Here is a 19,895-nt window from a genome sequence, read left to right as displayed (position 1 = left end):
CGCTATCTGCCGGCGCGTTCTTCTGCAAGGCGGAGCGCTTCGTAGGCGTTTACGATGCCGCCGGAACGCGACAGCACCCCAAAAGCAATCTGGGTTGATTCTGTGCCGGGTTGGGTGACCATCTGGTCTGCGTAGGAGGCGGCTGACGAGAGCAAGATTTCTTTCACCTCATTGGCCGAAAAATCGGGGTAATAAGCCATAATGAGGGCCGCAAGGCCGGCAACTACGGGCGAGGCCATGCTGGTACCATCCGAGTGCTTGTACTTGTTACCCGGCGTCGTTGAATAGATGTCGACGCCGGGAGCAAATACATCTACATTCTGCTTACCAAAGTTAGAGAAGCTGGCGGCCAGTTTCTGCGGTCCCTCCCAGGAAGAAGCGCCAACTTCAATCCATGGATCAACTTCGCCGGCTTCTTCAAGCAAAATCGGTGTTGGAAAATTCATGGTGCTGTCGTTGCTCTCCCCATCGTTGCCGGCTGCGTGTATCATCAAAACATCATTGGCAGCAGCATACGCAATGGCCGCGTCAACCACTTCTTTTTGCGGTGAGAAGCCTTTGCCAAAACTCATGTTGATAACGTGCGCACCGTTGTCTACTGCATAGCGAATGGCATTCGCGATATCTTTATCGCGCTCATCACCTTTAGGCACAGCCCGAACAGCCATAATTTCGACAGCATCAGCGACACCGTCAATGCCCAGCATATTCCCACGTTTGGCCCCGATGATGCCGGCCACGTGTGTGCCATGGAACGCATCCGGGCCTATCACATCATTGTTGCCGTAATACTGTTCTTCGCTGTCGTTATAGGTATCACCAACGATAGATCGGGGATCGAAATCCGGGTTCAACCCTTTCTGCAGGTAGCCTTCAAAGGTGGCTTTTTCATCAAGAAGCTGTGATTGCGAGAGATCGATTTGATCAAAGTATTCGAGGATCGATTTTGCCTGCTTTACGTCTTCCCTTGCAGAGGATACTTTCTTCACCTCTTCGATGGTAAAGTCAGCGTTACCGAGGAAATCACCCATGATGCCGTTTGCAGCATCCAGCATGCCCGCAGCTGCATTTATGTTGTTGTAGATTTCCGTCATTTGCCGCACTTCATCATTAAAGGCAACCCGGATTTCTTCGAAGTAGGCCAGTTCAGCGCGGCCGGCTTCGTCAAGTGTTTCAGGATTTACGCTTTCGTATTGCCCTTTCAGCCGCGCGTATTCGCGGGTCACTTCAAAGGTGTCGTAATACACGTTTTCTCCCGAAGCACCGCCGATGAAATTCCAGCCATGGGTATCATCTACATAGCCATTTTTGTCGTCGTCTACGCCGTTGCCGGCAACTTCATCGGTATTCGTCCACACATTGATATCTTCGTGATGGATGTCAACCCCAGAGTCGATAACCGCCACAATGACCGTTTGCTTTGGTGTGCGGTCTTTCAACAGGGCGGTATACGCGCGACGCGTGCCAACACCTACGTAGGCGCCATCATCTCCTGTGAGATGCATCCAGTGGTTGAGCCGTTCTTCCTCAGAAGCCTCTTCTGCATCGACCTCTTCGGCTTCAGCCGCAGGCATAGAAGGCGGCGGATTGGCCGGCACCGTTGCTGGTGTTGTGACTTGTGTACCCGCAGAACAACCAGCCAGCAGTAAAACTACCCAAAGTACCTGGATTACATGGAATCTCTTCATCGCTTCTCTAGCCTGGAAAAAATCCGAAACCCCATCGAATGCGTTATCCGAGGGGTTTCGGTAAATGTTATACAGGTTATCGGACTAAATCTGTAGATTTAATCGTTATCCTGAAATTTGAATACGATGGCAGCAAGCGCGCCACCAACAAGGGGCCCTACGAGATACAACCAAAGGTTATTGAAGGTCCCGTTACCCATCGTTGCATCAATAATTGTTGGTCCAATACCAACTGCCGGGTTAAATGCACCGCCAGAGATACCCCCTCCTGAAAACGCAGCAACAACGACGGTAAAGCCGATCGCGAGGCCATAAAAAGAGTTATTCTCGGTAGCCTTGGCAGTTGCTGTATTCAATACAACAAGCGCCAGGGCAAAGGTAAACAGAATTTCGACTGTTATCGCAGGGCCAGCCGCTGCTGAAGGAGCCGGCGCAAAAGTCTGACCAAGGATACCATTGACCGCCAAGCTCGCTACAATAGCACCAAGGATCTGTGAGATCATGTAAGGCGCAACTTCTTTGGAGGAAAGTGAGCCGCGCATCCACACAGCCAGCGTCACAGCGGGATTATAATGGGCACCGGAGACGTGGCCTCCCATGTATACCATAATCATAAGTGAACACCCAATGGCAAGCGGGGCCATAGCCACCTCCTGGGTTACACACAATCCGATGGTAAGCACGAGAAAAAACGTTCCGATAAACTCTGTTACATACTTGTTCATGTTTAAGCCTTAAGTTTTATGGCAGGAAAAGGTGGGTCCTGTCGGAGATGTGGGCTATTGCAACTTTAAGGCGACAGAATGCGGCGAATGGGCGACGTAAAATCACGTAAAACGCAGCTACCCGGAGGGCAATGGGTACGCAGTCTGTTTAGGTTATATTAATCCAAAACTACCGTGAATGCCAATTTGGCGCAGAATTATCGTACTAAAAACCAGTCTAACAGCTCCTTTTTGTCCCGTACTACCCAACAGGGATATCCTGCAAAAAAGACATGACTTGACCAACCATTTCTGCCTCGGTGGTATCCTGTTGCCAATCAATTTTCTGGCTTGCCTCCCGGTTAACATAAAGCCAGTGCGCCAACAATCTTATTTCTTCAATCTCGGCTTTAAAGTAGCGCGTGGGTTCAGGCGCCTCTTCGTCTGGATTGGTCTCGATGATGAAATGCGTTGCAATCCGTTCGCGCAAGATTGCTTCCCTGTCATCGGCCAGTGGCAGTGCCCATTTCAAGGTCTCAACCAGCCGACCGCGACACACAAACAGCAAGCGCACATGACTATCATGAATAGAATTGTCCACAACAATGGCGTTGTGTTCTAACACCGGCGAAGCGATGTAGCTTTGTTTTTCCAGCAGCAACGACACAAGATCCCTGTGATCCCGGTACAGCGCCGCCTGCTCATAGTCCATCGCGATGGATGCCGCCCGCATGGCCTCATCGAGGTGTTCGAGTATCACGTCCCCATCTTCTCCTCGAAGGAACCGTTTAACCCGCTCAACCTCATCGTCATACCAGTCATTTTTGTTGCTTCGCTCACAAGGGGCCTTGCACCGTTTCAGATCCTGATACAAGCAGGTTGTACGTCGATTAAAGGTGGTGTCGTCACATTCGCGCAGTAGAAAAAACCTGTTGATCAGGTCGAGCAGCAGTTCCCCTTGCCGGCGCGTGGCAACCGGACCAAAGTAGTCCGCCCCATCATCAACGAGGTAGGTATGCAGAGATGCGCGCGGGAAAAGTTCGTTTACGGATACCTTGATAAAAGGCCGGTTGCGGTAAAACTTTTGGGCCTTGTTAAAACGGGGCTTCAATTCTTTAATCAGCCGAGACTCTTCGAGCAGGGCCTGCAACTCTGTATCGAACGTCTCCCAGGTGATATTGGCAACACGGTCAACAAGGTTGCGGGTTTTGGTTTCATGGCCTTCGATGGCGTTGAAATAACTCTTGACCCGGCTACGCAGGTTTTTGGCTTTGCCCACGTAGATGATCTTGTTGCGGCCATCGCGCATAAAATAGACGCCGGGGTCGCGCGGCAATTCGGGCAGTACATTTTGTTTGATGTGGATCAGGTTCTTCTTCGTGCCTGTTTTGCCCACATACGTTGCGTACTGAAAACGCAGCAGGTCGTCGAGGTTTTCAACTTCGTTTTCGTACTGCACCTTCTGGAGGAAATGGCCGAGAATGGTTGCCGTGGCCGTGGCATCTCCGAGGGCCCGGTGCCGGCCTTTAATTTTGATCCCATAAAAAGCAGCAACGGCGGTGAGTCCTTTTGACCGAAGCCCTCGCAATAGCCGGCGCGCAAGACGAAGCGTGCATAGGGAGGGATTGGCGAGGCCGGGCAGGTCTAGCCGGGCCAATTCAGCGTTTATGAACCCAAGGTCGAAGCCCAGGTTGTGGGCAACAAAGACATCATCACCAAGAAAGTCCAGGAATTCTGGCAGCACCCGATCGGCAAAGGGTTGCTCGTAAACCATGCTGTTGGAGATCCCGGTAATCTGGGTAATCCGACCCGGAATGATGCGATCCGGGTTGATGAGTTGGCTGTAGGTATCCACCACTTCCCCGCCGACAACCCGCACGGCAGCAATTTCGATAATACGCTCGGTAGCCGGCCGCACACCCGTCGTCTCGGTGTCTACAACTACAAAAGAGGTATCTGACAAATCCATGGGGAATCAGGCCGGCACGGGAAACGACAACAGGCAACTGGCAGCACAGTGGGCGCCAAAGGGGCGCACAGGTACAGGAATGATACAAACAGTGTATTACATAATTTAAACATATACAGGTTTCAAAAACAGAAAAAGTTCTCAGAATCGCGAATAGTTGACCCCAGGCTATTTATTTTTGGGAAAAGATTAGTATTTTCACAACTCCTTACACTTTACTTCACTAAAGACCGGATCCCCTTCCCCCCGGAGCAATGGGTCAGCAGCAGCTATTACTTCTTGTATTGGGTATCGTCCTCGTAGCAGTTGCTATCGTTGCCGGCATTTTTACCTTTGAAGACAATCTGAAAAAGAGCAATGCAGAATCGCTCATTTCGGATGCCATGAACATTGCCATTTCAGCGCAAGCATGGAAAGTACGCCCCCCCACCTTTGGCGGCCAGAGTGGCACCCACCGCAATGACCCGATGGACTATACCGGGTTCACCTTCAATGCCATCTCACTCAATACGCCCCACGCCACCATCCATGGCACGTTCACTTTTACCGCAGACACCCGCGGCCTGGTTATCATCGGACAAAGCGAGGACCACAGCAACCAGGTCACGCTAACCGTAGACGGCCTCACCGAGCAAGACATAATTGCTGCCGTTTCTACTTACGATGAAACCTTCAACGTGACCAGCCAATAGAAGCCACGCCAATTGCGTTCGATGTGAAGGCACACGTGCTGATGCGCCACAATTTTCTTCGATGCAGTTAATTCGATAAATCTTGGATTAGTTTGCATGCGGCATAAGGTCCGGCGGCCTTAGTATAGCGCAGATTATAGTTGGTTCTGTTTCCACATATATGTTCATGTTACCCCGTAAGTATTAAGATGAAAATCACTGTTATAGGCGCAGGGAATGTAGGCGCCACCGCAGCGGACTGCGTAGCGCGGAAAGACATTGCGGATGAAGTTGTCATTATTGATATCGTAGACGGCCTGCCACAGGGCAAGGCACTCGACATCCAGGAGTCAGCTCCGATTCACCTCTTCGATACACGCGTTGTAGGTACCAACGATTACAAAGATACCGCAGGTACCGACATCGCCATTATCACAGCCGGCTCTCCGCGGAAGCCCGGCATGAGCCGCGACGATCTTCTCGCGATCAACGCCAAGATTGTCCGCTCAGTGACAAAGCTGCTCATGGCAGATAGCCCCAACGCCATTCTGATTGTGGTTTCCAATCCGCTCGACGTAATGGCTTATGCAGCATTCAAAGAAAGCGGCTTGCCAAGCGAACGCGTAATGGGTATGGCCGGCGTGCTCGATACGGCCCGGTACCGCGCATTTATTGCCATGGAACTTGGCGTTTCTGTTAAAACCATCGAAGCCCTGCTTCTAGGTGGACACGGTGACACCATGGTACCCCTCCCACGCTACACCTCGGTTTCAGGCATCCCCCTCCCTGAACTGATGGATGAAGCAACCATCAACGCAATTGTAGAGCGCACCAAGTTTGGTGGCGGCGAGATTGTAAAACTGATGGGCACCTCAGCCTGGTACGCACCGGGCGCTGCAGCAGCTGAAATGGCTGAAGCCATCGTTAAAGATTCCAACCGCGTGTTGCCTTGCGCTGCGCGGCTTGAAGGCCAGTACGGACTCAATGATATTTTCCTCGGCGTGCCAGCAAAACTTGGCAAAGGCGGCATCAAAGAAATCATTGAAGTAGACTTGAGCAGTGAAGAGAAAGCACTGATGAACAATTCTGCAGAGCACGTGAAAGCCAATCTGGAAGCACTCGCTAGACTGGATGCATCCTGAGGCACACTCGGGCGTCAGGGCGTCGTCCCTGATGCGCAATTTTCGTTCATATCCAGGGTGAATAGCTGCACCATCCGTTAAACCGGTTTGTTGAAGTTTCACCCTGGATTATGAAACCATGGAAAAGTGGAAACTATGTCTTCCTATACCTATTTCATGGTGTGAAAATTTGCTCTACAGGACATAAGCGCTGCTATGACAAAGGTAGAATGCATGCCCTATGGCCTCTAAAAAAATTCCGGTTTACATCCCGAATATTTCCACACAAAAGCTGGCTGATCTCCTGACAGACAGTGTGGACCCAGAAGCGGATCCGGTGGAATTTGAGGTACTGGAAAAAGGAGCAGGTTTCAGGGCGCCCGAACTCGCCGTTGTTGTGCATACTTCGGATGAGGCGTTTCTGATCAAGGTTGTAAAGTTGGTACTGGAGGGCGCCCAATTATTGGGAGCCACACAGTTTTCGATTGAGCACGAGGGGTTTGATATGCGCCTCCGCCCGATCAACATAAGTGCACAACAGGTAGCGCATTTGATGATTGCTTCCGGACCATTCAAAATCGATCAAATTAACATTTTTTGATCGTGTGGTATTAATAATACGTGAATGTAGCAGATACTGGAAAGGATTATCTATACTAGTGCGTTTAAGCAAGCGATGTAAAAGGTGGAGCTACTCCACGCTCTTTTGCATCAATTTTGAGGAATTATTCGGTTTTTGTCACACGCTTTATGAACAACGGCGTTAAAAATCTAAAAAAAGGGTTTGATATTCGGCTCAAAGGAACAGCTGAAAACAAAATCCTTGATGTGGCGCAGCCCAGTCTATTTGCTTTAAAGCCAACGGACATTATTGGCATTGCCCCTATACCAAAATTAAGAGTTAAAGAAGGAGAAGAGGTTCGCGCCGGCGAACCTCTCTTTTTTGATAAACCCTCCCCGAACATCATCTATTCGGCGCCTGTTAGCGGCGAAATTGTAGAAGTTCGACGCGGAGCGAAACGCGCGATCAGCGAGATTGTGATCCTGCCCGACTCTGATATCAAATATCACGAGTTTGGAAAAATGGATCCTTCATCGGCATCTCGCGAAGACATCGTAAACCGACTCCTCGAATCGGGTGCCTGGGTGCTGATGCGTCAACGCCCGTACAACGTGGTGCCAAACCCGGATGTCGTACCGCGAGACATTTTTGTCTCCTGCTTCGACACAGCTCCGCTGGCGGCTGACCAAAACTATGTCATTCAGGGCAAGGAAAAAGATTTCCAGCATGGCCTGAATGTGCTAGGGAAGCTTACAGCCGGCGCAGTTCACCTGGGCGTCACGTCAACCTCTGCAGAAGTTTACAAACGCGCAGAAGGTGTCAAAACGCATGCGTTCAAAGGCCCCCACCCTGCCGGCAACGTTGGTGTTCACATTCACCACGTTTCAGCCATCAGCAAAGGAGACACGGTCTGGACCATTCGGCCCCAAGATGTTGCCATCATCGGTAAACTTTTCGCAGAAGGCATTTATGATGCTGAGCGTACGGTTGCCTTTGCAGGCGACGAGCTGAAAACAACAGGCTACTTCAAAACGCGGATCGGCGCGTCCATTAAGTCGGTCGTGGAAAACAACGTAAACCACGACAACGTACGCTATATCAGCGGCAACGTACTTACTGGGACCCAGATTACCAGCGAAGGATTTGTAGGTATGTTTGACGACCTCGTGAGCGTCATCGAAGAAGGCAACAAGCACGAATTCCTGGGATGGTTATTCCCAAGCTACCCGCGCCCAAGCCTCTCAAGGACCTTCCCATCGTTCCTCTTCCCCAACCGCGAGTACCACGTCAACTCCAACAACCACGGAGAAGAGCGTGCCTACGTAATGACCGGACAGTACGAAAAGGTTATGCCGATGGATGTCTTGCCTCAACACCTGATCAAGTCCATTATGTACCAGGACTTTGACCAGATGGAAGGCCTTGGCATTTACGAGCTTGTGGAAGAAGATGTAGCACTGTGTGAGTTTGTTTGCACGTCCAAACAGCCTGTACAGAAGATTTTGCGCGAAGGTCTCGACCTTGTACGCATCGAAGGATGACACACTTGAATCGGGAAGAGATTCTGACTGAATATGAAACTATTTGAAAATATACTGGGCGGTTTAAAGCCCCATTTTGAGGAAGGCGGCAAGCTGAATAAGCTGTACTACGCGTATGATGCTTTTGAGACCTTCCTCTTTGTGCCGGGTCATGCAACCGGTAAAGGAGAAGCACACATTAAAGACGGCATTGATCTGAAGCGCACCATGTTTACCGTGGTTGTTGCGATGATTCCATGCCTGCTCTTTGGTATCTGGAATGTCGGCCACCAGCATTTCCTCGCCATGGGTGAGTTTGCTGGACTCGGCGAAGGCTTCGTCGATAAAATCATGTATGGCGCGCTTAAAGTGCTCCCTATTGTGATCGTATCCTACGGCGTCGGCCTTGGTGTTGAGTTTGCTTTTGCCGTCTCGCGACAGCATTCGGTGAATGAAGGCTTCCTGGTGACCGGGATGCTGATTCCGCTGGTGATGCCGCCAACTGTTCCGCTTTGGATGGTCGCGCTGGCAACCATTTTTGCGGTAGTTGTTGGTAAAGAGGCTTTTGGCGGTACAGGCATGAACATTTTGAATGTTGCGCTTACCGCACGTGTGTTCATTTTCTTTGCCTATCCAACGTATATCTCAGGCGACAAAGTCTGGATCGCCGGCGACTCCAGTCTCTTCGTAGATGGGTTCTCAGGCGCTACACCACTGGCTGTAGCTTTCCAAAACGGCATTGCCGGCCTGGATGCCATGCAACACGTCTCGTACAGCCTGTCCAATATCACGCTAGGCTTTATCCCGGGCTCAATTGGTGAGACGTCAATTATTGCGATCGCTATTGGTGCCCTGATCCTGCTTGCAACCGGTATTGGCAGTTGGCGCATTATGCTGAGCATGCTCATCGGCGGCTTCGTTACTGCATCTGTGCTTGCCATTGCAGACATTAATCCTTTCCCGGATGTACCTGCGCATTACCACCTCGTGATGGGCAGCATGCTGTTCGCTATGGTATTTATGGCCACCGACCCGGTCACCGCCTCACAAACCATTCGAGGCAAATGGGTCTATGGATTTTTTATTGGTGTCTTTGGCATGATTATCCGCGTCCTCAACCCGGCATATCCGGAAGGCTGGATGCTTGCAATCTTGTTCATGAACGTTTTTGCCCCAACCATTGACCACCTTGTTGTACAGTCGAACATTAAACGGAGGCTGAGCCGTGCACTCAAATAGATATACATTCCTTTACGCTATGGGCTTTACGGCGCTCGTCGCGCTCGTACTGGCTGTTGCGGCAACCAGTTTGTACCCGTTACAAAAGATCAATGAAGACCAGGCCAAGCGCAAAGCAATTTTGCAGAGCGTCATGGAGGTAAATGAAGAAACCCTGGAAGCGGACTATAGCAATTTCATCACAGAAGTTGTTGTAAACGTGGATGGTGAAGAAGTAGCTGATGCGGTTGCATTTGATTTAGATGTAGCGAAAGAATCAAAGAAAAGCCCTGAAGAACGTCTGCTTCCCCTGTTCGTGTATAAAGACGACTCACGCACCAACTTCATCATCCCGATTCAGGGCACCGGCCTCTGGGGGCCAATCAGTGCTTTTGTGGCGCTGGAAGATGACGTAACTACGATCTACGGTGTCGTCTTTGATCATGAAAAAGAAACGCCAGGCCTGGGTGCTGAAATCAAAACCGACCGATTTCAGGATCAGTATAAAGGCAAAAAAATTTATGATATCTCCGGCACTTTTGCTACAATTGCCGTGCTGAAAGGCAGCGGTAATGACGTAGAAAGTGAGCCCCACATCGTAGATGGCATTTCCGGCTCCACGATGACAACCAATGGTGTAACAACCATGTTCGGCGAGGAACTGCAAAACTACTCCCCATACTTCAACAAAATTAAATCATAGATCTGGTATGAGTACCGAAACCGTTGATAAAACCTCGGGTGCCGAAGTTCTAAAACCAGAACCTAAAGAGCCGTTGTTCTCGAAAAAGAACAAGCGACTCATTACGGACCCGTTCAATGACAACAACCCGATTACGGTCCAGGTGTTGGGGGTATGTTCTGCACTGGCAGTAACCACACAAATGAAGCCGGCGTTTGTAATGACGCTCTCTGTAATTGTGGTTATCTCTAGCGCCAACTTCATCATTTCTGTATTGCGCAACACCATCCCGTCGCGTATCAGGATGATCGTACAGTTGACTGTAATTGCCAGCCTTGTAATTCTGGTTGACCAGGTGCTGAAAGCATTTGTGTACGATGTAAGCCGGGAATTGTCCGTTTACATCGGCCTGATCATCACCAACTGTATCGTGATGGGCCGGCTGGAAGCTTTTGCTATGGGCAACAAACCATGGCCCTCATTGCTTGACGGCCTCGGGAACGGCATTGGCTATGGTGCCATCCTGCTGGTGGTTGCCTTCTTCCGCGAACTGTTTGGCGCCGGCACCTTGTTCGGTGTTCAAGTAATCCCGCAGTTTCTCTACGACATGGGCTATGAAAACAATGGCATCATGCTCACGTCAGCAGCAGCGATGTTCATCATCGGCCTGTTGATCTGGCTGCAACGCTCCATCAACAGCAAACTTGTTGATGTATCCTAAAGCCGTTGTTTTTCACTGGTGTCTTTCAACCCTAGTAGCACATTAGAACCATGGAACTGGTTAACTTATTTATAAAATCCGCTTTCATTGAGAACATGATCCTGGCGTATTTCCTGGGTATGTGTTCTTACCTCGCGGTCTCCAAAACGGTCAAGACGGCATTCGGTCTCGGGCTTGCAGTAATTTTTGTACTCGCGATCACTGCACCAATCAACTGGATCGTCAACACGTTCGTTTTGAAAGAAGGTGCCCTCGCAGCCCTGTCGCCAAGCCTCGCCAATGTAGACCTGACCTTCCTGCAGTTCATCGTTTTTATCGCGGTAATTGCATCAATGGTACAGCTCGTAGAAATCGTAGTAGAGCGGTATTTCCCGGCGCTCTATACCTCCCTTGGCATTTTCCTACCGCTGATCACGGTGAACTGCGCCATCCTTGGTGGCTCGCTCTTCATCATGGAGCGCGACTACGCATTCGATGAGGCTGTTGTCTTTGGTATTGGCTCTGGTTTCGGTTTTTTCCTCGCCATTGTTGCCATTGCATCTATTCGTGAAAAACTGCGTTACTCCCATATCCCCCCTGCATTGAGAGGACTGGGTCTCGCGTTTATCATTACCGGACTCATGGGTGTTGCCTTCATGAGTTTTGCCGGTATCCAATTATAAAGCTTTAATCAAAGCTGCAGATAGATATGGAATTAATGAATATGGTACCCGTCCTGCTGGCGAGCATCGGCGCTTTTGTTGCCCTGACACTGATCCTTGTGGGTCTGCTTGTGTTGGCAAAAGAGAAGTTGATGCCTTCTGGCGACGTGAAGATTATCGTCAATGGTGACGAAGAAAACCCGCTTGTTGTGAAGCCAGGTGACACCCTGCTCACGGCACTCTCTGAAAAGAACATCTTTCTCCCCTCTGCCTGTGGTGGCGGGGGTACCTGCGCGATGTGCCGTTGCCAGGTTATGGAAGGTGGTGGTGATGTACTGCCAACTGAAATGAACCACCTTACCCGGAAAGAAGCCGGCGAAAACTGGCGTCTGGGTTGTCAGGTCAAAGTGAAGCAGGACATGGAAATCCACGTCGAAGAAGAAATCTTCGGTATCAAAAAGTGGGATTGCGAAGTCATCGGCAACGACAACGTGGCTACCTTTATCAAGGAGTTTGTTGTTAAGCTGCCTGAAGGCGAAATCCTCGATTTCCAGTCTGGTGGTTACATCCAGATCGACGTCCCCCCTATCGAGGTAAACTTCAAGGACATGAAGGTCCAGGAAGAATACCACGCCGATTGGGACAAATTCGGGCTATGGGGCCTGAAAATGAAAAACGATGAGCTTGCCTACCGTGCCTACTCAATGGCCAACCATCCTGCAGAAGGCAACATCGTTATGCTCAACATCCGTATTGCTACGCCGCCGTGGGATCGCGCGAAAAACCAGTGGATGGATGTGAATCCAGGCCTCTGTTCTTCTTACGTATTCTCGCGTAACGTGGGCGACAAAGTTACGATTTCTGGTCCTTACGGTGAGTTCTTCATCAAGGATACCGGCAAAGAGATGGTCTACATTGGTGGTGGTGCCGGCATGGCTCCGCTCCGGTCGCACATCTTCCACCTGTTCCATACGCTAAAAACAGACCGTACCGTATCGTACTGGTATGGCGGCCGTTCTTTGCGGGAGCTGTTCTATACAGACCATTTCCGGGATATCGAGAAAGATTTTCCGAACTTCAAGTACCACATTGGTCTTTCAGAGCCGCTGCCAGAGGATAATTGGGAAGGCCCAGTCGGTTTTATTCACCAGGTTGTGCTCGACCAGTACCTCAGCAAACACCCTGAGCCCGAAGAGATTGAATACTACCTGTGTGGCCCACCGCTCATGCTCAAAGCTGTTATGAATATGCTCGACGAGCTCGGCGTTCCACCAAGCAACATTGCGTTCGATGACTTCGGTTGATTGACGCTGTGGATGCAATGCATTCACGTTGACACCTTCAAAGGGGAATGGCCTGCAAGCTATTCCCCTTTTTTGTTGTGCCCGTTTCATTACACTTACGATCTTGCACCTCAGCTTCATGGTACGCTTCAGCTTCCTCCTTCTCCTTTCGCTGGTCTTGTTTACCGGTTGTACCAACGACACGCCGGCCCTGCCCGTTGACTCCTTGATTCAGTATTCAGGACAAACCATGGGCACCACCTACAACATTACGGCAGTTGCTAGCCACGATGTAACGACAGCGCCTAAAAAACTCAAATTATTGACTGACGGATGGCTCATCAAAGTCAATGAATCCCTTTCAACGTACATTGACACGTCGATCATCTCACGCATCAATGCATCGTCAGATACGAGTGTCTGGCATCCTGTTGATGTGCATTTTGTAACCGTATTCGAGCGCGCAAAAGCAATTCACACCTCAACAGCTGGCGCGTTTAACCCTGCCCTGGGGCCGCTTATTACTGCGTGGGGATTTGGCGCAGACGCCCCTTCCACGCTCACGCAACAGGAAGTTGATGCGCTGTTACGGCTCACAGACTTTGATGCGTTTATTTTGAAAGACAGTACCCTTAAAAAGCTAAACCCGGGCGCACAGGTCGATTTTAGCGCAATCGCCAAAGGCTACGGTGTAGATGTTGTTGCAGCATTACTGGAGCGGCATAACATCAAGAGCTACTTTGTGGAGATAGGCGGCGAAGTGCGTACAAAAGGCCAGCACCCAGAAAACCGACCCTGGCGCGCCGGCATTGACAAACCCTCTTTTGAACAGAGTGAAGTGCGTGAACTGCAAGCTGCTATAACCCTGGGCAACCAGGCGCTTGCTACATCAGGTAACTACAGAAATTTCTACGTCCGCGACGGACAGAAATACGTACACACCATTAACCCGGAAACGGGATATCCGGAAGAAAGTGACCTGCTAAGTGTGTCGGTAATAGGACCAGATTGCATGACAGCCGACGCGTATGCAACAGCGTTTATGGTCATGGGAAAAGATAAAGCGCATCAAATGGCAGAGGCGCAAGCAGACATTGAAGCGTATTTTATTACAGCAGACGGAAAGGGTGGATTTGAAGAGGCCACAACAGCAGGCTTCCCTGAAGCGCAATCATTGCAGGATGTAAGCCGCAGCGGAACAGTAGAATAGATAAATCAGGCCTTCTGGGCGTCCATCTGGCAGGGTTCATCAACCTTTTTGCCACAGACAGTACACTCGCCCAGGTCGTCTTTTAGATAGGGGTTATTGCTACTGCAAGTCCCTTTAAACTCGCCGTCTTTAACCAGGAGAATACGCGTTGCAATCATTGCAAAACACATCCCCATAACTGCCAAAGTAAGAACTACAGTAGCCATAATTAACCTCGTTGGATAGCAACCTATCTTAATATTTTCCTTGAGATAAGTTTCGACCAAACAATGTTACAGATAAGGCGGGCGTTTACGGGCTTATCAGGCGTGAATCTTGCGTTTTTGCATGTTGGCTACAAAGAAAAGGTAGCCGGCGGTAATAAGGAAACCACATCCAACAGCCACTTCGGTGCTGTCGAGGGTTTTATCGGTAAGGAAGCTACCGAGTAGAAAGGCAAAAAGGACACTAACAAACCAGGCAGCCTGCAAATAGAACCGGCCTTCTTGTTTCTCGCCGGCGATAACATTGGGGGATACGACCTCATCACGCGTATCGTAAGCGCGCAAAAGACCAAAGGCTTCATCAGCATCAGCAGCTTTCACAACCAGCTGAATACCTTGCTGTGTTTCCCCTCCTCCACTCCATATGGCATCCATATAGATGAATGCTTCAATTCCCTCTTTGCGAAGGAATTCCTGGGCATGCATGGCCTGCTGATTCAGGCTGAAGCGCCGAATTAAAACAGGATCTTTACTCATCTGGGATTTAGAAACAGATTGTACGGGCATCACAAATAAAATATGCTATATTCTCACGTTGAAATACACACAGCCGACTTATATTCCTACTGCTACAGTTCCATTTGCCTCTACCTAAATCATGCCAAACCCTGAGTCTACAGCATACCCGCCTTTCTACAAACGATACGTAGAAAAGGTACCTGATGTCAAATTCCCCAACCAACTGAAGGTTCAATCTGATGAAACCATCGCGCTTTACAAAAGCCTTTCAGCGGCCCAGGGTGACTATGCGTACGCACCAGGAAAATGGACGCTAAAAGAGGTGTTAGGGCATTTAATTGACACAGAACGTGTCTTTGTGTACCGTGCCCTTAGCATGGCAAGAGGTGATCAGCAATCATTGCCTGGCATGGACCAGGACTTGTATATGGCGAATGTTAATTTTGCCGGCCGTACTATAGAATCGCTTATTGAAGAATATGATTCCGTTAGACAAGGGACGATTCACTTTTTCAAACATTTATCTGAAGATGAATTGGCACGCACCGGTACCGCAAACAATGGCCTATTCACCGTACACGCGTTGATGTATATCATTTCGGGACACGAATTACACCACATCGCTGTAATCAGGGAGCGTTATTTGTAATTAGTGGTTAGAGGGACATCTATGTAGTTCTCCTCCTAAAAACATTGGCGATAGCGGATATGAGTACCATTATTGTTGGCGACGGGCCAGCCGGCTTGAGTGCAGCCCTTTTTCTTGCGAAGAAAGGCATGGAAGTAACAGTTTTTGGTAAAAATGAAACAGCGATGCATTACGCTATGCTGTACAATTACCTCGGCATCGAAGAAATGACGGGCACGGCGTTTCAGGAAATCAGCCGCAAACAAGTAGCAAGTTTCGGCGCACGTCTGGAAGATAAATTTGTGGAGTCGATTACAGCTGGCGATACGTTTACCATTACTACCGACGACAAACAAACCCATACCAGTAAATACCTGATCATTGCAGAAGGCAAAGGCATGAAACTCTGCAATAACCTGGGCCTTGAATTGGCCCTTTCAGGTGTTCAGGTGGACCGAGACGGACGCACCGATATTGATCGTCTGTATGTGATCGGACGCGGCACCAAGCTGCGCCGCAGTCAGGCCATCATCTCAGCCGGCGAAGGCGCCTCTTGTGCGCTCGACATCCTCTCAGCCGAAGCCGGCAAAGACGTACTCGATTACGATTCGGTGGATAAGTGAGGAGTGAGGAGTGAGGAGTGAGGAGTGAGGAGTGAGGAGTGAGGAGTGATTGAATTTCCCTTCGACATTCAGCGTTCCTTGTTCGATGTTCGATATTCAAAAGGCCTGCATGCTGAACAGGGTTTCCACATGCAGGCCTTTTTCTGTGAAGGAGGTGCAACGATTTGATGAAGGTAAGCTGAGCTTGTAATGAAGAAAAGCGGAATTTGACGCAGTTAATCGGCGCTTAACATTACGGTAGCAGGTATTAGTGGAATAAGTGGTAATTTTGAACTCCACCAATTTTGTATTCCCTAACTTTATATATACTTACTATGAACCTCAGAGACTCCTTCTTGCGGGTTTTGATGTTTAGCCTCCTGATTGCTTTTGCTGCACTGCCGGCGTTCGGCCAGGGCGTTACAACATCTTCCATGCGTGGTAACATCTTTGACGAAGCAGGTGAAACCCTGCCAGGCGCCAATGCAATTGCTACCCACGATCCTTCCGGCACGCAGTACGGTGCCACCACAAACGTTCAGGGTGTGTTCAACATCCGCGGTATGCGCGTTGGTGGACCATACACAATCGAAGTAAGCTTCGTCGGCTTCCAGACCTACACACTGGACAATGTGTACCTGAAGCTTGGTGAGACCTTCCAGCTCAACGCTGCGCTCTTCGAAGAAGCTGTCGAACTCGACGGTATCGAAGTTGTCGCCAGTGGCGGCGTATTTGACCCAAGCCGCGTTGGTACAGGCACAAGCATCAACGAAGAACGCCTGAACTACACCCCAACCATCGGTCGGGACCTGGCTGACTTCACGCGCCTCACGCCTCAGGCTTACGTTGAAAACGACGACGATGATGGCCCAGCCATCTCAATCGCCGGCCAGAACAACCGCTACAACGCGATCTACATTGATGGTACAGTAAACAATGACGTCTTTGGCCTGTCTGCACAGGGTACCAACGGCGGCCAGACCGGCTCTACGCCGATCTCTATCGACGCCATCGAAGAGTTCCAGATCAACATCTCTCCTTATGATGTTACACAGAGCGGTTTCACAGGCGGTTCTATCAACGCGGTTACCCGCTCTGGTACAAACACCTTTGAAGGCTCAGTTTACTCTTACCTGAGAAACGAAGCCTTTGTAGGAAAAACGCCAGGTGTTCAGGCTGACTTCCTGGGTATCGATCGCGAATCACTGGCAGACTTCTCCAGCAATCGCTATGGTATTCGCCTCGGTGGCCCGATCATCAAGAACAAATTGTTCTTCTTCGCCAATGCTGAACTCCTGCGTTCAGAAACGCCACAGGACTTCCAGGATTACCTGGGCACGTCTGCCGGCCGGCTTGATGAGCTTCGTAACACACTGATCAGCTCCACGGGCTACGACCCGGGCGACTTCGGCGACAAAGTGTCTTCCCTGGATGACAATAAAATCCTCGCCAAGATCGACTGGAACATCAACAACACCAACAAGCTGAGCCTGCGTCACAGCTACTCAGATTCAGAGAACATTGATGCTTTCAGAAGCCGGTCAACAACCCTCAATTATGGCAACAACTCTGAGTTCTTTCCGAACAAAACGAACTCTACGGCGCTTGAGCTGAACAGCACGTTTGGCACCCAGTTCGCCAACAAGTTGCTCATTGGTTTCACCCGGGTTGAAGACGACCGTGGTATCACGGGCAATCCATTCCCTGAAGTTATCATCAACGATGGCGACGGTGAGATTTTCCTTGGCTCTGAGCCTTTCTCTACCGCCAACATCCTTGAGCAGGATATCTTCACGATTACCAACAACTTCAACCTGTTCTCGGGCAACCACACCTGGACGTTCGGTGCACACCTGGAGTTTTATGACATTGGTAACCTGTTCATTCCACGTAACTTCGGTTCATACGAATACGATAGCCTGGACGACTTCCTGCAGTCGCTCGACGCCATTGGCAATCCAGACGTTGATCCAGTAGCACCGCGTGTTTTCCAGCGTGGCTATTCACTGGTTGACGGAGTAGCCGGCGACGGCACCAATGCAATTGGCGCGTTCAAAGCCATGCAGGTTGGTTTCTATGCGCAGGACGAATGGCAGGTGAACGAAGACTTGCGTCTGACCTATGGTCTCCGCGTAGACTTCCCGAAAGTTACTTCGACACCAGGCTTCGTTCCCGATGCGTTAACGACAACCATACCGGACATCGAAGCCCAGTACGACCTGAACGGCGCAACACCAGGCCAAACACCTGATGCGCTGCCGTACTTCTCCCCTCGCGTTGGCTTCAACTATGATGTCAATGGTGACCAGACGCTGCAGCTTCGCGGTGGTGTTGGCGTGTTTACGGGCCGTGTACCGTTTGTATGGCCTGGTAGCATGTTCCTCAACAACGGTACCAACTCGGGCTACATCTTCAACTTTGGAGGCACACTGCCTTCAGGTGATGCTGTACCGTTCATCGCAGATCCTCAGCAGCAGTTGACTGGTGCTGACTTCGGACAGAGTGACATCCCGAGCGGACGCCTCGAAATCTTCGAAGAAGGATTCCGTTATCCACAAGTACTGCGTACAAGCCTCGCGCTCGACCGCGACTTTGGCAACGGCCTCATCGGTACGCTTGAAGGGCAGTTTACCAAAACGTTGAGCAACATCCTCGTGACCAACGTCAACCTGAATCCTAGCGCCGTTGCTGTGACTTCAGGTGTTGGCAGCCGGCCGTTTTACAATGGCGACATTGTAATTGACCCACGCTATAGCGCCGTTCACCGGGTTGGCAATACAAGCGAAGGCCATAGCTTTGACATCACGGCTTCACTTTCCAAAGCGTTCAGGGAAGCGCTGGGTCGCGACAGTGACCTGATCCTCTCAGGTTCCTACACCTTCGGTGACGCGTTTGCAGTCAACGACGGCACCTCTTCTCAGATCAACACCCTGTGGCGTTCTGTAGAGGTTGCTGACAACCTGCCAAACGAATTGTCGCTCACCCGTTCAGACTTCTCGATTGGTCACCGCCTCCTGGCGTCTGTAACCGTTCGGAAAGAATTCCTGAACAACCTCGGTACAACCGTATCGCTGTTCTACACAGGCCAGAGCGGTCGTCCATTCAACTACACAATCGACAACAGCGATGCACTGGTTAACGCACCAGGCTATCGCGACTTCGGCCTGCTGTTTGTACCAAACAGTGCCAGCGATTTTGTATGGGAAGGTGACGCAGCCGCATCAGCAGCAGCCCTCGATGCCTTCATCGAAAGCAGCGACTACCTGAGCGATCGCCGTGGCGACTTTGCACAGCGTAACGGCAGCCGGCTTCCTTTCGAGAACATCTTCGACTTCAAGTTCTCTCAGGAGCTGTTTGCCAACCTGGGCAGCCGCCGCACGAAGCTCGAGTTCACCCTCGATATCTTCAACATTGGCAACATGCTCAACAAAGACTGGGGCCTCCGCTACGACAAGTTCACCAGCTCAAGCAACGGTGGTTTTGAACTCGTGGAATTCCGTGGTTTTGTTGACGCTGCCAACAACGACTTCACCCCGATCTATCGCCTTGAATTCAACCCGGAAAGAACACCTACCGAGGATGACTTCTTCAAAGATCAGATCAAAGACTCCGGCAGCTACAGCTCGCGCTGGTTCATGCAAATGGGCTTCCGCTACACGTTCTAGCCTAACCGGATAGGTTTTAAAAAAGGCCCCGAGGCATTGCGCTTCGGGGCTTTTTTTGTGTGAGGTGTTTGGAGCGAGGAGTTTGGAGTGAGGAGGAAATGCAAAGCTGGCACCAAAACCCAAAAAAACGAAAACACCAAAACCCGAAAACACCAAAACCCGAAAAAACACCAGATCCCCCCAACTGTTCAATATCGCACATTAGCTGTGCCGGCGCCGAACACTTAATCCTAAACACTAACACACACAAACATTTGTATTTATTACACTTACAACAAATGGCATGAT

At 50.3% G+C, this 19,895-nt stretch carries 18 protein-coding genes; 13 read left to right on the top strand and 5 right to left on the bottom strand.

Annotated features, from left to right (window positions below; all coding sequences use genetic code 11):
• Positions 1-2: 2 nt before the first annotated feature.
• From AAF564_01250 to AAF564_01240, 3 genes are all read right to left on the bottom strand, one after another.
• Entirely contained in the window at positions 3-1,688 is a 1,686-nt protein-coding gene (locus tag AAF564_01250) for a S8 family peptidase (protein MEM8484137.1), read from the bottom strand.
• Between the two features lie 98 nt (positions 1,689-1,786).
• Entirely contained in the window at positions 1,787-2,413 is a 627-nt protein-coding gene (locus tag AAF564_01245) for an MIP/aquaporin family protein (protein ID MEM8484136.1), read from the bottom strand.
• A gap of 241 nt (positions 2,414-2,654) precedes the next feature.
• Positions 2,655-4,361, bottom strand: a complete 1,707-nt coding sequence (locus tag AAF564_01240; protein ID MEM8484135.1) for a DEDD exonuclease domain-containing protein — start codon at positions 4,359-4,361, stop codon at positions 2,655-2,657.
• Between the two features lie 254 nt (positions 4,362-4,615).
• Between AAF564_01240 and AAF564_01235 the strand changes: the two genes are divergently transcribed.
• The 10 genes from AAF564_01235 to AAF564_01190 all read left to right on the top strand — a co-directional run bounded on the left by AAF564_01235 (position 4,616) and on the right by AAF564_01190 (position 13,990).
• Entirely contained in the window at positions 4,616-5,053 is a 438-nt protein-coding gene (locus tag AAF564_01235; GenBank protein MEM8484134.1) for a hypothetical protein, read from the top strand.
• A 188-nt stretch (positions 5,054-5,241) separates the two neighbouring features.
• Positions 5,242-6,174 carry a malate dehydrogenase gene (gene mdh / locus AAF564_01230; GenBank protein MEM8484133.1) on the top strand — a complete coding sequence of 311 codons (933 nt, stop codon included), beginning with the start codon at positions 5,242-5,244 and terminating at the stop codon, positions 6,172-6,174.
• A 220-nt stretch (positions 6,175-6,394) separates the two neighbouring features.
• Positions 6,395-6,754 (top strand): hypothetical protein, encoded by a 360-nt coding sequence (locus AAF564_01225; protein ID MEM8484132.1) that lies wholly within the window; start codon positions 6,395-6,397, stop codon positions 6,752-6,754.
• Positions 6,755-6,903: 149 nt separating this feature from the next.
• Complete coding sequence (locus AAF564_01220; GenBank protein ID MEM8484131.1) at positions 6,904-8,256, top strand: Na(+)-translocating NADH-quinone reductase subunit A; 1,353 nt, start codon at positions 6,904-6,906, stop codon at positions 8,254-8,256.
• Positions 8,257-8,289: 33 nt separating this feature from the next.
• On the top strand, positions 8,290-9,474 hold the full coding sequence (locus AAF564_01215; protein ID MEM8484130.1) for an NADH:ubiquinone reductase (Na(+)-transporting) subunit B: 1,185 nt from the start codon (positions 8,290-8,292) through the stop codon (positions 9,472-9,474).
• The gene (gene nqrC, locus AAF564_01210; GenBank protein ID MEM8484129.1) at positions 9,461-10,156 is read left to right on the top strand and encodes an NADH:ubiquinone reductase (Na(+)-transporting) subunit C; all 696 of its coding nucleotides are present in this window, start codon (positions 9,461-9,463) and stop codon (positions 10,154-10,156) included. Before AAF564_01215 ends, nqrC begins: the two co-directional genes overlap by 14 nt.
• A gap of 7 nt (positions 10,157-10,163) precedes the next feature.
• Positions 10,164-10,856 (top strand): NADH:ubiquinone reductase (Na(+)-transporting) subunit D, encoded by a 693-nt coding sequence (locus tag AAF564_01205; protein MEM8484128.1) that lies wholly within the window; start codon positions 10,164-10,166, stop codon positions 10,854-10,856.
• A gap of 50 nt (positions 10,857-10,906) precedes the next feature.
• A complete protein-coding gene (gene nqrE / locus AAF564_01200) occupies positions 10,907-11,518 on the top strand; it encodes an NADH:ubiquinone reductase (Na(+)-transporting) subunit E (protein MEM8484127.1) in 612 nt (203 codons plus the stop codon).
• 41 nt (positions 11,519-11,559) lie between these two features.
• A complete protein-coding gene (gene nqrF, locus AAF564_01195; protein ID MEM8484126.1) occupies positions 11,560-12,801 on the top strand; it encodes an NADH:ubiquinone reductase (Na(+)-transporting) subunit F in 1,242 nt (413 codons plus the stop codon).
• 118 nt (positions 12,802-12,919) lie between these two features.
• A complete protein-coding gene (locus tag AAF564_01190; GenBank protein MEM8484125.1) occupies positions 12,920-13,990 on the top strand; it encodes an FAD:protein FMN transferase in 1,071 nt (356 codons plus the stop codon).
• A gap of 5 nt (positions 13,991-13,995) precedes the next feature.
• Here the strand turns inward: AAF564_01190 and AAF564_01185 are convergent, their stop codons facing one another.
• A complete protein-coding gene (locus AAF564_01185; protein MEM8484124.1) occupies positions 13,996-14,196 on the bottom strand; it encodes a hypothetical protein in 201 nt (66 codons plus the stop codon).
• 96 nt (positions 14,197-14,292) lie between these two features.
• The gene (locus AAF564_01180) at positions 14,293-14,730 is read right to left on the bottom strand and encodes a hypothetical protein (GenBank protein ID MEM8484123.1); all 438 of its coding nucleotides are present in this window, start codon (positions 14,728-14,730) and stop codon (positions 14,293-14,295) included.
• Positions 14,731-14,851: 121 nt separating this feature from the next.
• Between AAF564_01180 and AAF564_01175 the strand changes: the two genes are divergently transcribed.
• From AAF564_01175 to AAF564_01165, 3 genes are all read left to right on the top strand, one after another.
• A complete protein-coding gene (locus AAF564_01175) occupies positions 14,852-15,361 on the top strand; it encodes a DinB family protein (protein MEM8484122.1) in 510 nt (169 codons plus the stop codon).
• Between the two features lie 59 nt (positions 15,362-15,420).
• On the top strand, positions 15,421-15,963 hold the full coding sequence (locus AAF564_01170; GenBank protein MEM8484121.1) for an FAD-dependent oxidoreductase: 543 nt from the start codon (positions 15,421-15,423) through the stop codon (positions 15,961-15,963).
• A 314-nt stretch (positions 15,964-16,277) separates the two neighbouring features.
• Positions 16,278-19,607: a carboxypeptidase regulatory-like domain-containing protein gene (locus tag AAF564_01165; protein MEM8484120.1), complete on the top strand. Its 3,330-nt coding sequence runs from the start codon at positions 16,278-16,280 to the stop codon at positions 19,605-19,607.
• The last annotated feature ends 288 nt before the right edge of the window (positions 19,608-19,895 follow it).

The sequence above is a fragment of the Bacteroidota bacterium genome (assembly GCA_039111535.1).
Classification (GTDB): domain Bacteria; phylum Bacteroidota; class Rhodothermia; order Rhodothermales; family JAHQVL01; genus JBCCIM01.
Note: the sequence above shows the minus strand (reverse complement) of the source record. Positions and strands in the feature narration are given on the sequence as shown.

What these genes read in the sequence shown, in the direction of transcription:
- AAF564_01250 (MEM8484137.1), bottom strand. Translation starts at nt 1,688, where the DNA reads ATGAAGAGATTCCATGTAATCCAGGTACTTTGGGTAGTTTTACTGCTG.
- AAF564_01245 (MEM8484136.1), bottom strand. Translation starts at nt 2,413, where the DNA reads ATGAACAAGTATGTAACAGAGTTTATCGGAACGTTTTTTCTCGTGCTT.
- AAF564_01240 (MEM8484135.1), bottom strand. Translation starts at nt 4,361, where the DNA reads ATGGATTTGTCAGATACCTCTTTTGTAGTTGTAGACACCGAGACGACG.
- AAF564_01235 (MEM8484134.1), top strand. Translation starts at nt 4,616, where the DNA reads ATGGGTCAGCAGCAGCTATTACTTCTTGTATTGGGTATCGTCCTCGTA.
- mdh (MEM8484133.1), top strand. Translation starts at nt 5,242, where the DNA reads ATGAAAATCACTGTTATAGGCGCAGGGAATGTAGGCGCCACCGCAGCG.
- AAF564_01225 (MEM8484132.1), top strand. Translation starts at nt 6,395, where the DNA reads ATGGCCTCTAAAAAAATTCCGGTTTACATCCCGAATATTTCCACACAA.
- AAF564_01220 (MEM8484131.1), top strand. Translation starts at nt 6,904, where the DNA reads ATGAACAACGGCGTTAAAAATCTAAAAAAAGGGTTTGATATTCGGCTC.
- AAF564_01215 (MEM8484130.1), top strand. Translation starts at nt 8,290, where the DNA reads ATGAAACTATTTGAAAATATACTGGGCGGTTTAAAGCCCCATTTTGAG.
- AAF564_01205 (MEM8484128.1), top strand. Translation starts at nt 10,164, where the DNA reads ATGAGTACCGAAACCGTTGATAAAACCTCGGGTGCCGAAGTTCTAAAA.
- nqrE (MEM8484127.1), top strand. Translation starts at nt 10,907, where the DNA reads ATGGAACTGGTTAACTTATTTATAAAATCCGCTTTCATTGAGAACATG.
- nqrF (MEM8484126.1), top strand. Translation starts at nt 11,560, where the DNA reads ATGGTACCCGTCCTGCTGGCGAGCATCGGCGCTTTTGTTGCCCTGACA.
- AAF564_01190 (MEM8484125.1), top strand. Translation starts at nt 12,920, where the DNA reads ATGGTACGCTTCAGCTTCCTCCTTCTCCTTTCGCTGGTCTTGTTTACC.
- AAF564_01185 (MEM8484124.1), bottom strand. Translation starts at nt 14,196, where the DNA reads ATGGCTACTGTAGTTCTTACTTTGGCAGTTATGGGGATGTGTTTTGCA.
- AAF564_01180 (MEM8484123.1), bottom strand. Translation starts at nt 14,730, where the DNA reads ATGAGTAAAGATCCTGTTTTAATTCGGCGCTTCAGCCTGAATCAGCAG.
- AAF564_01175 (MEM8484122.1), top strand. Translation starts at nt 14,852, where the DNA reads ATGCCAAACCCTGAGTCTACAGCATACCCGCCTTTCTACAAACGATAC.
- AAF564_01170 (MEM8484121.1), top strand. Translation starts at nt 15,421, where the DNA reads ATGAGTACCATTATTGTTGGCGACGGGCCAGCCGGCTTGAGTGCAGCC.
- AAF564_01165 (MEM8484120.1), top strand. Translation starts at nt 16,278, where the DNA reads ATGAACCTCAGAGACTCCTTCTTGCGGGTTTTGATGTTTAGCCTCCTG.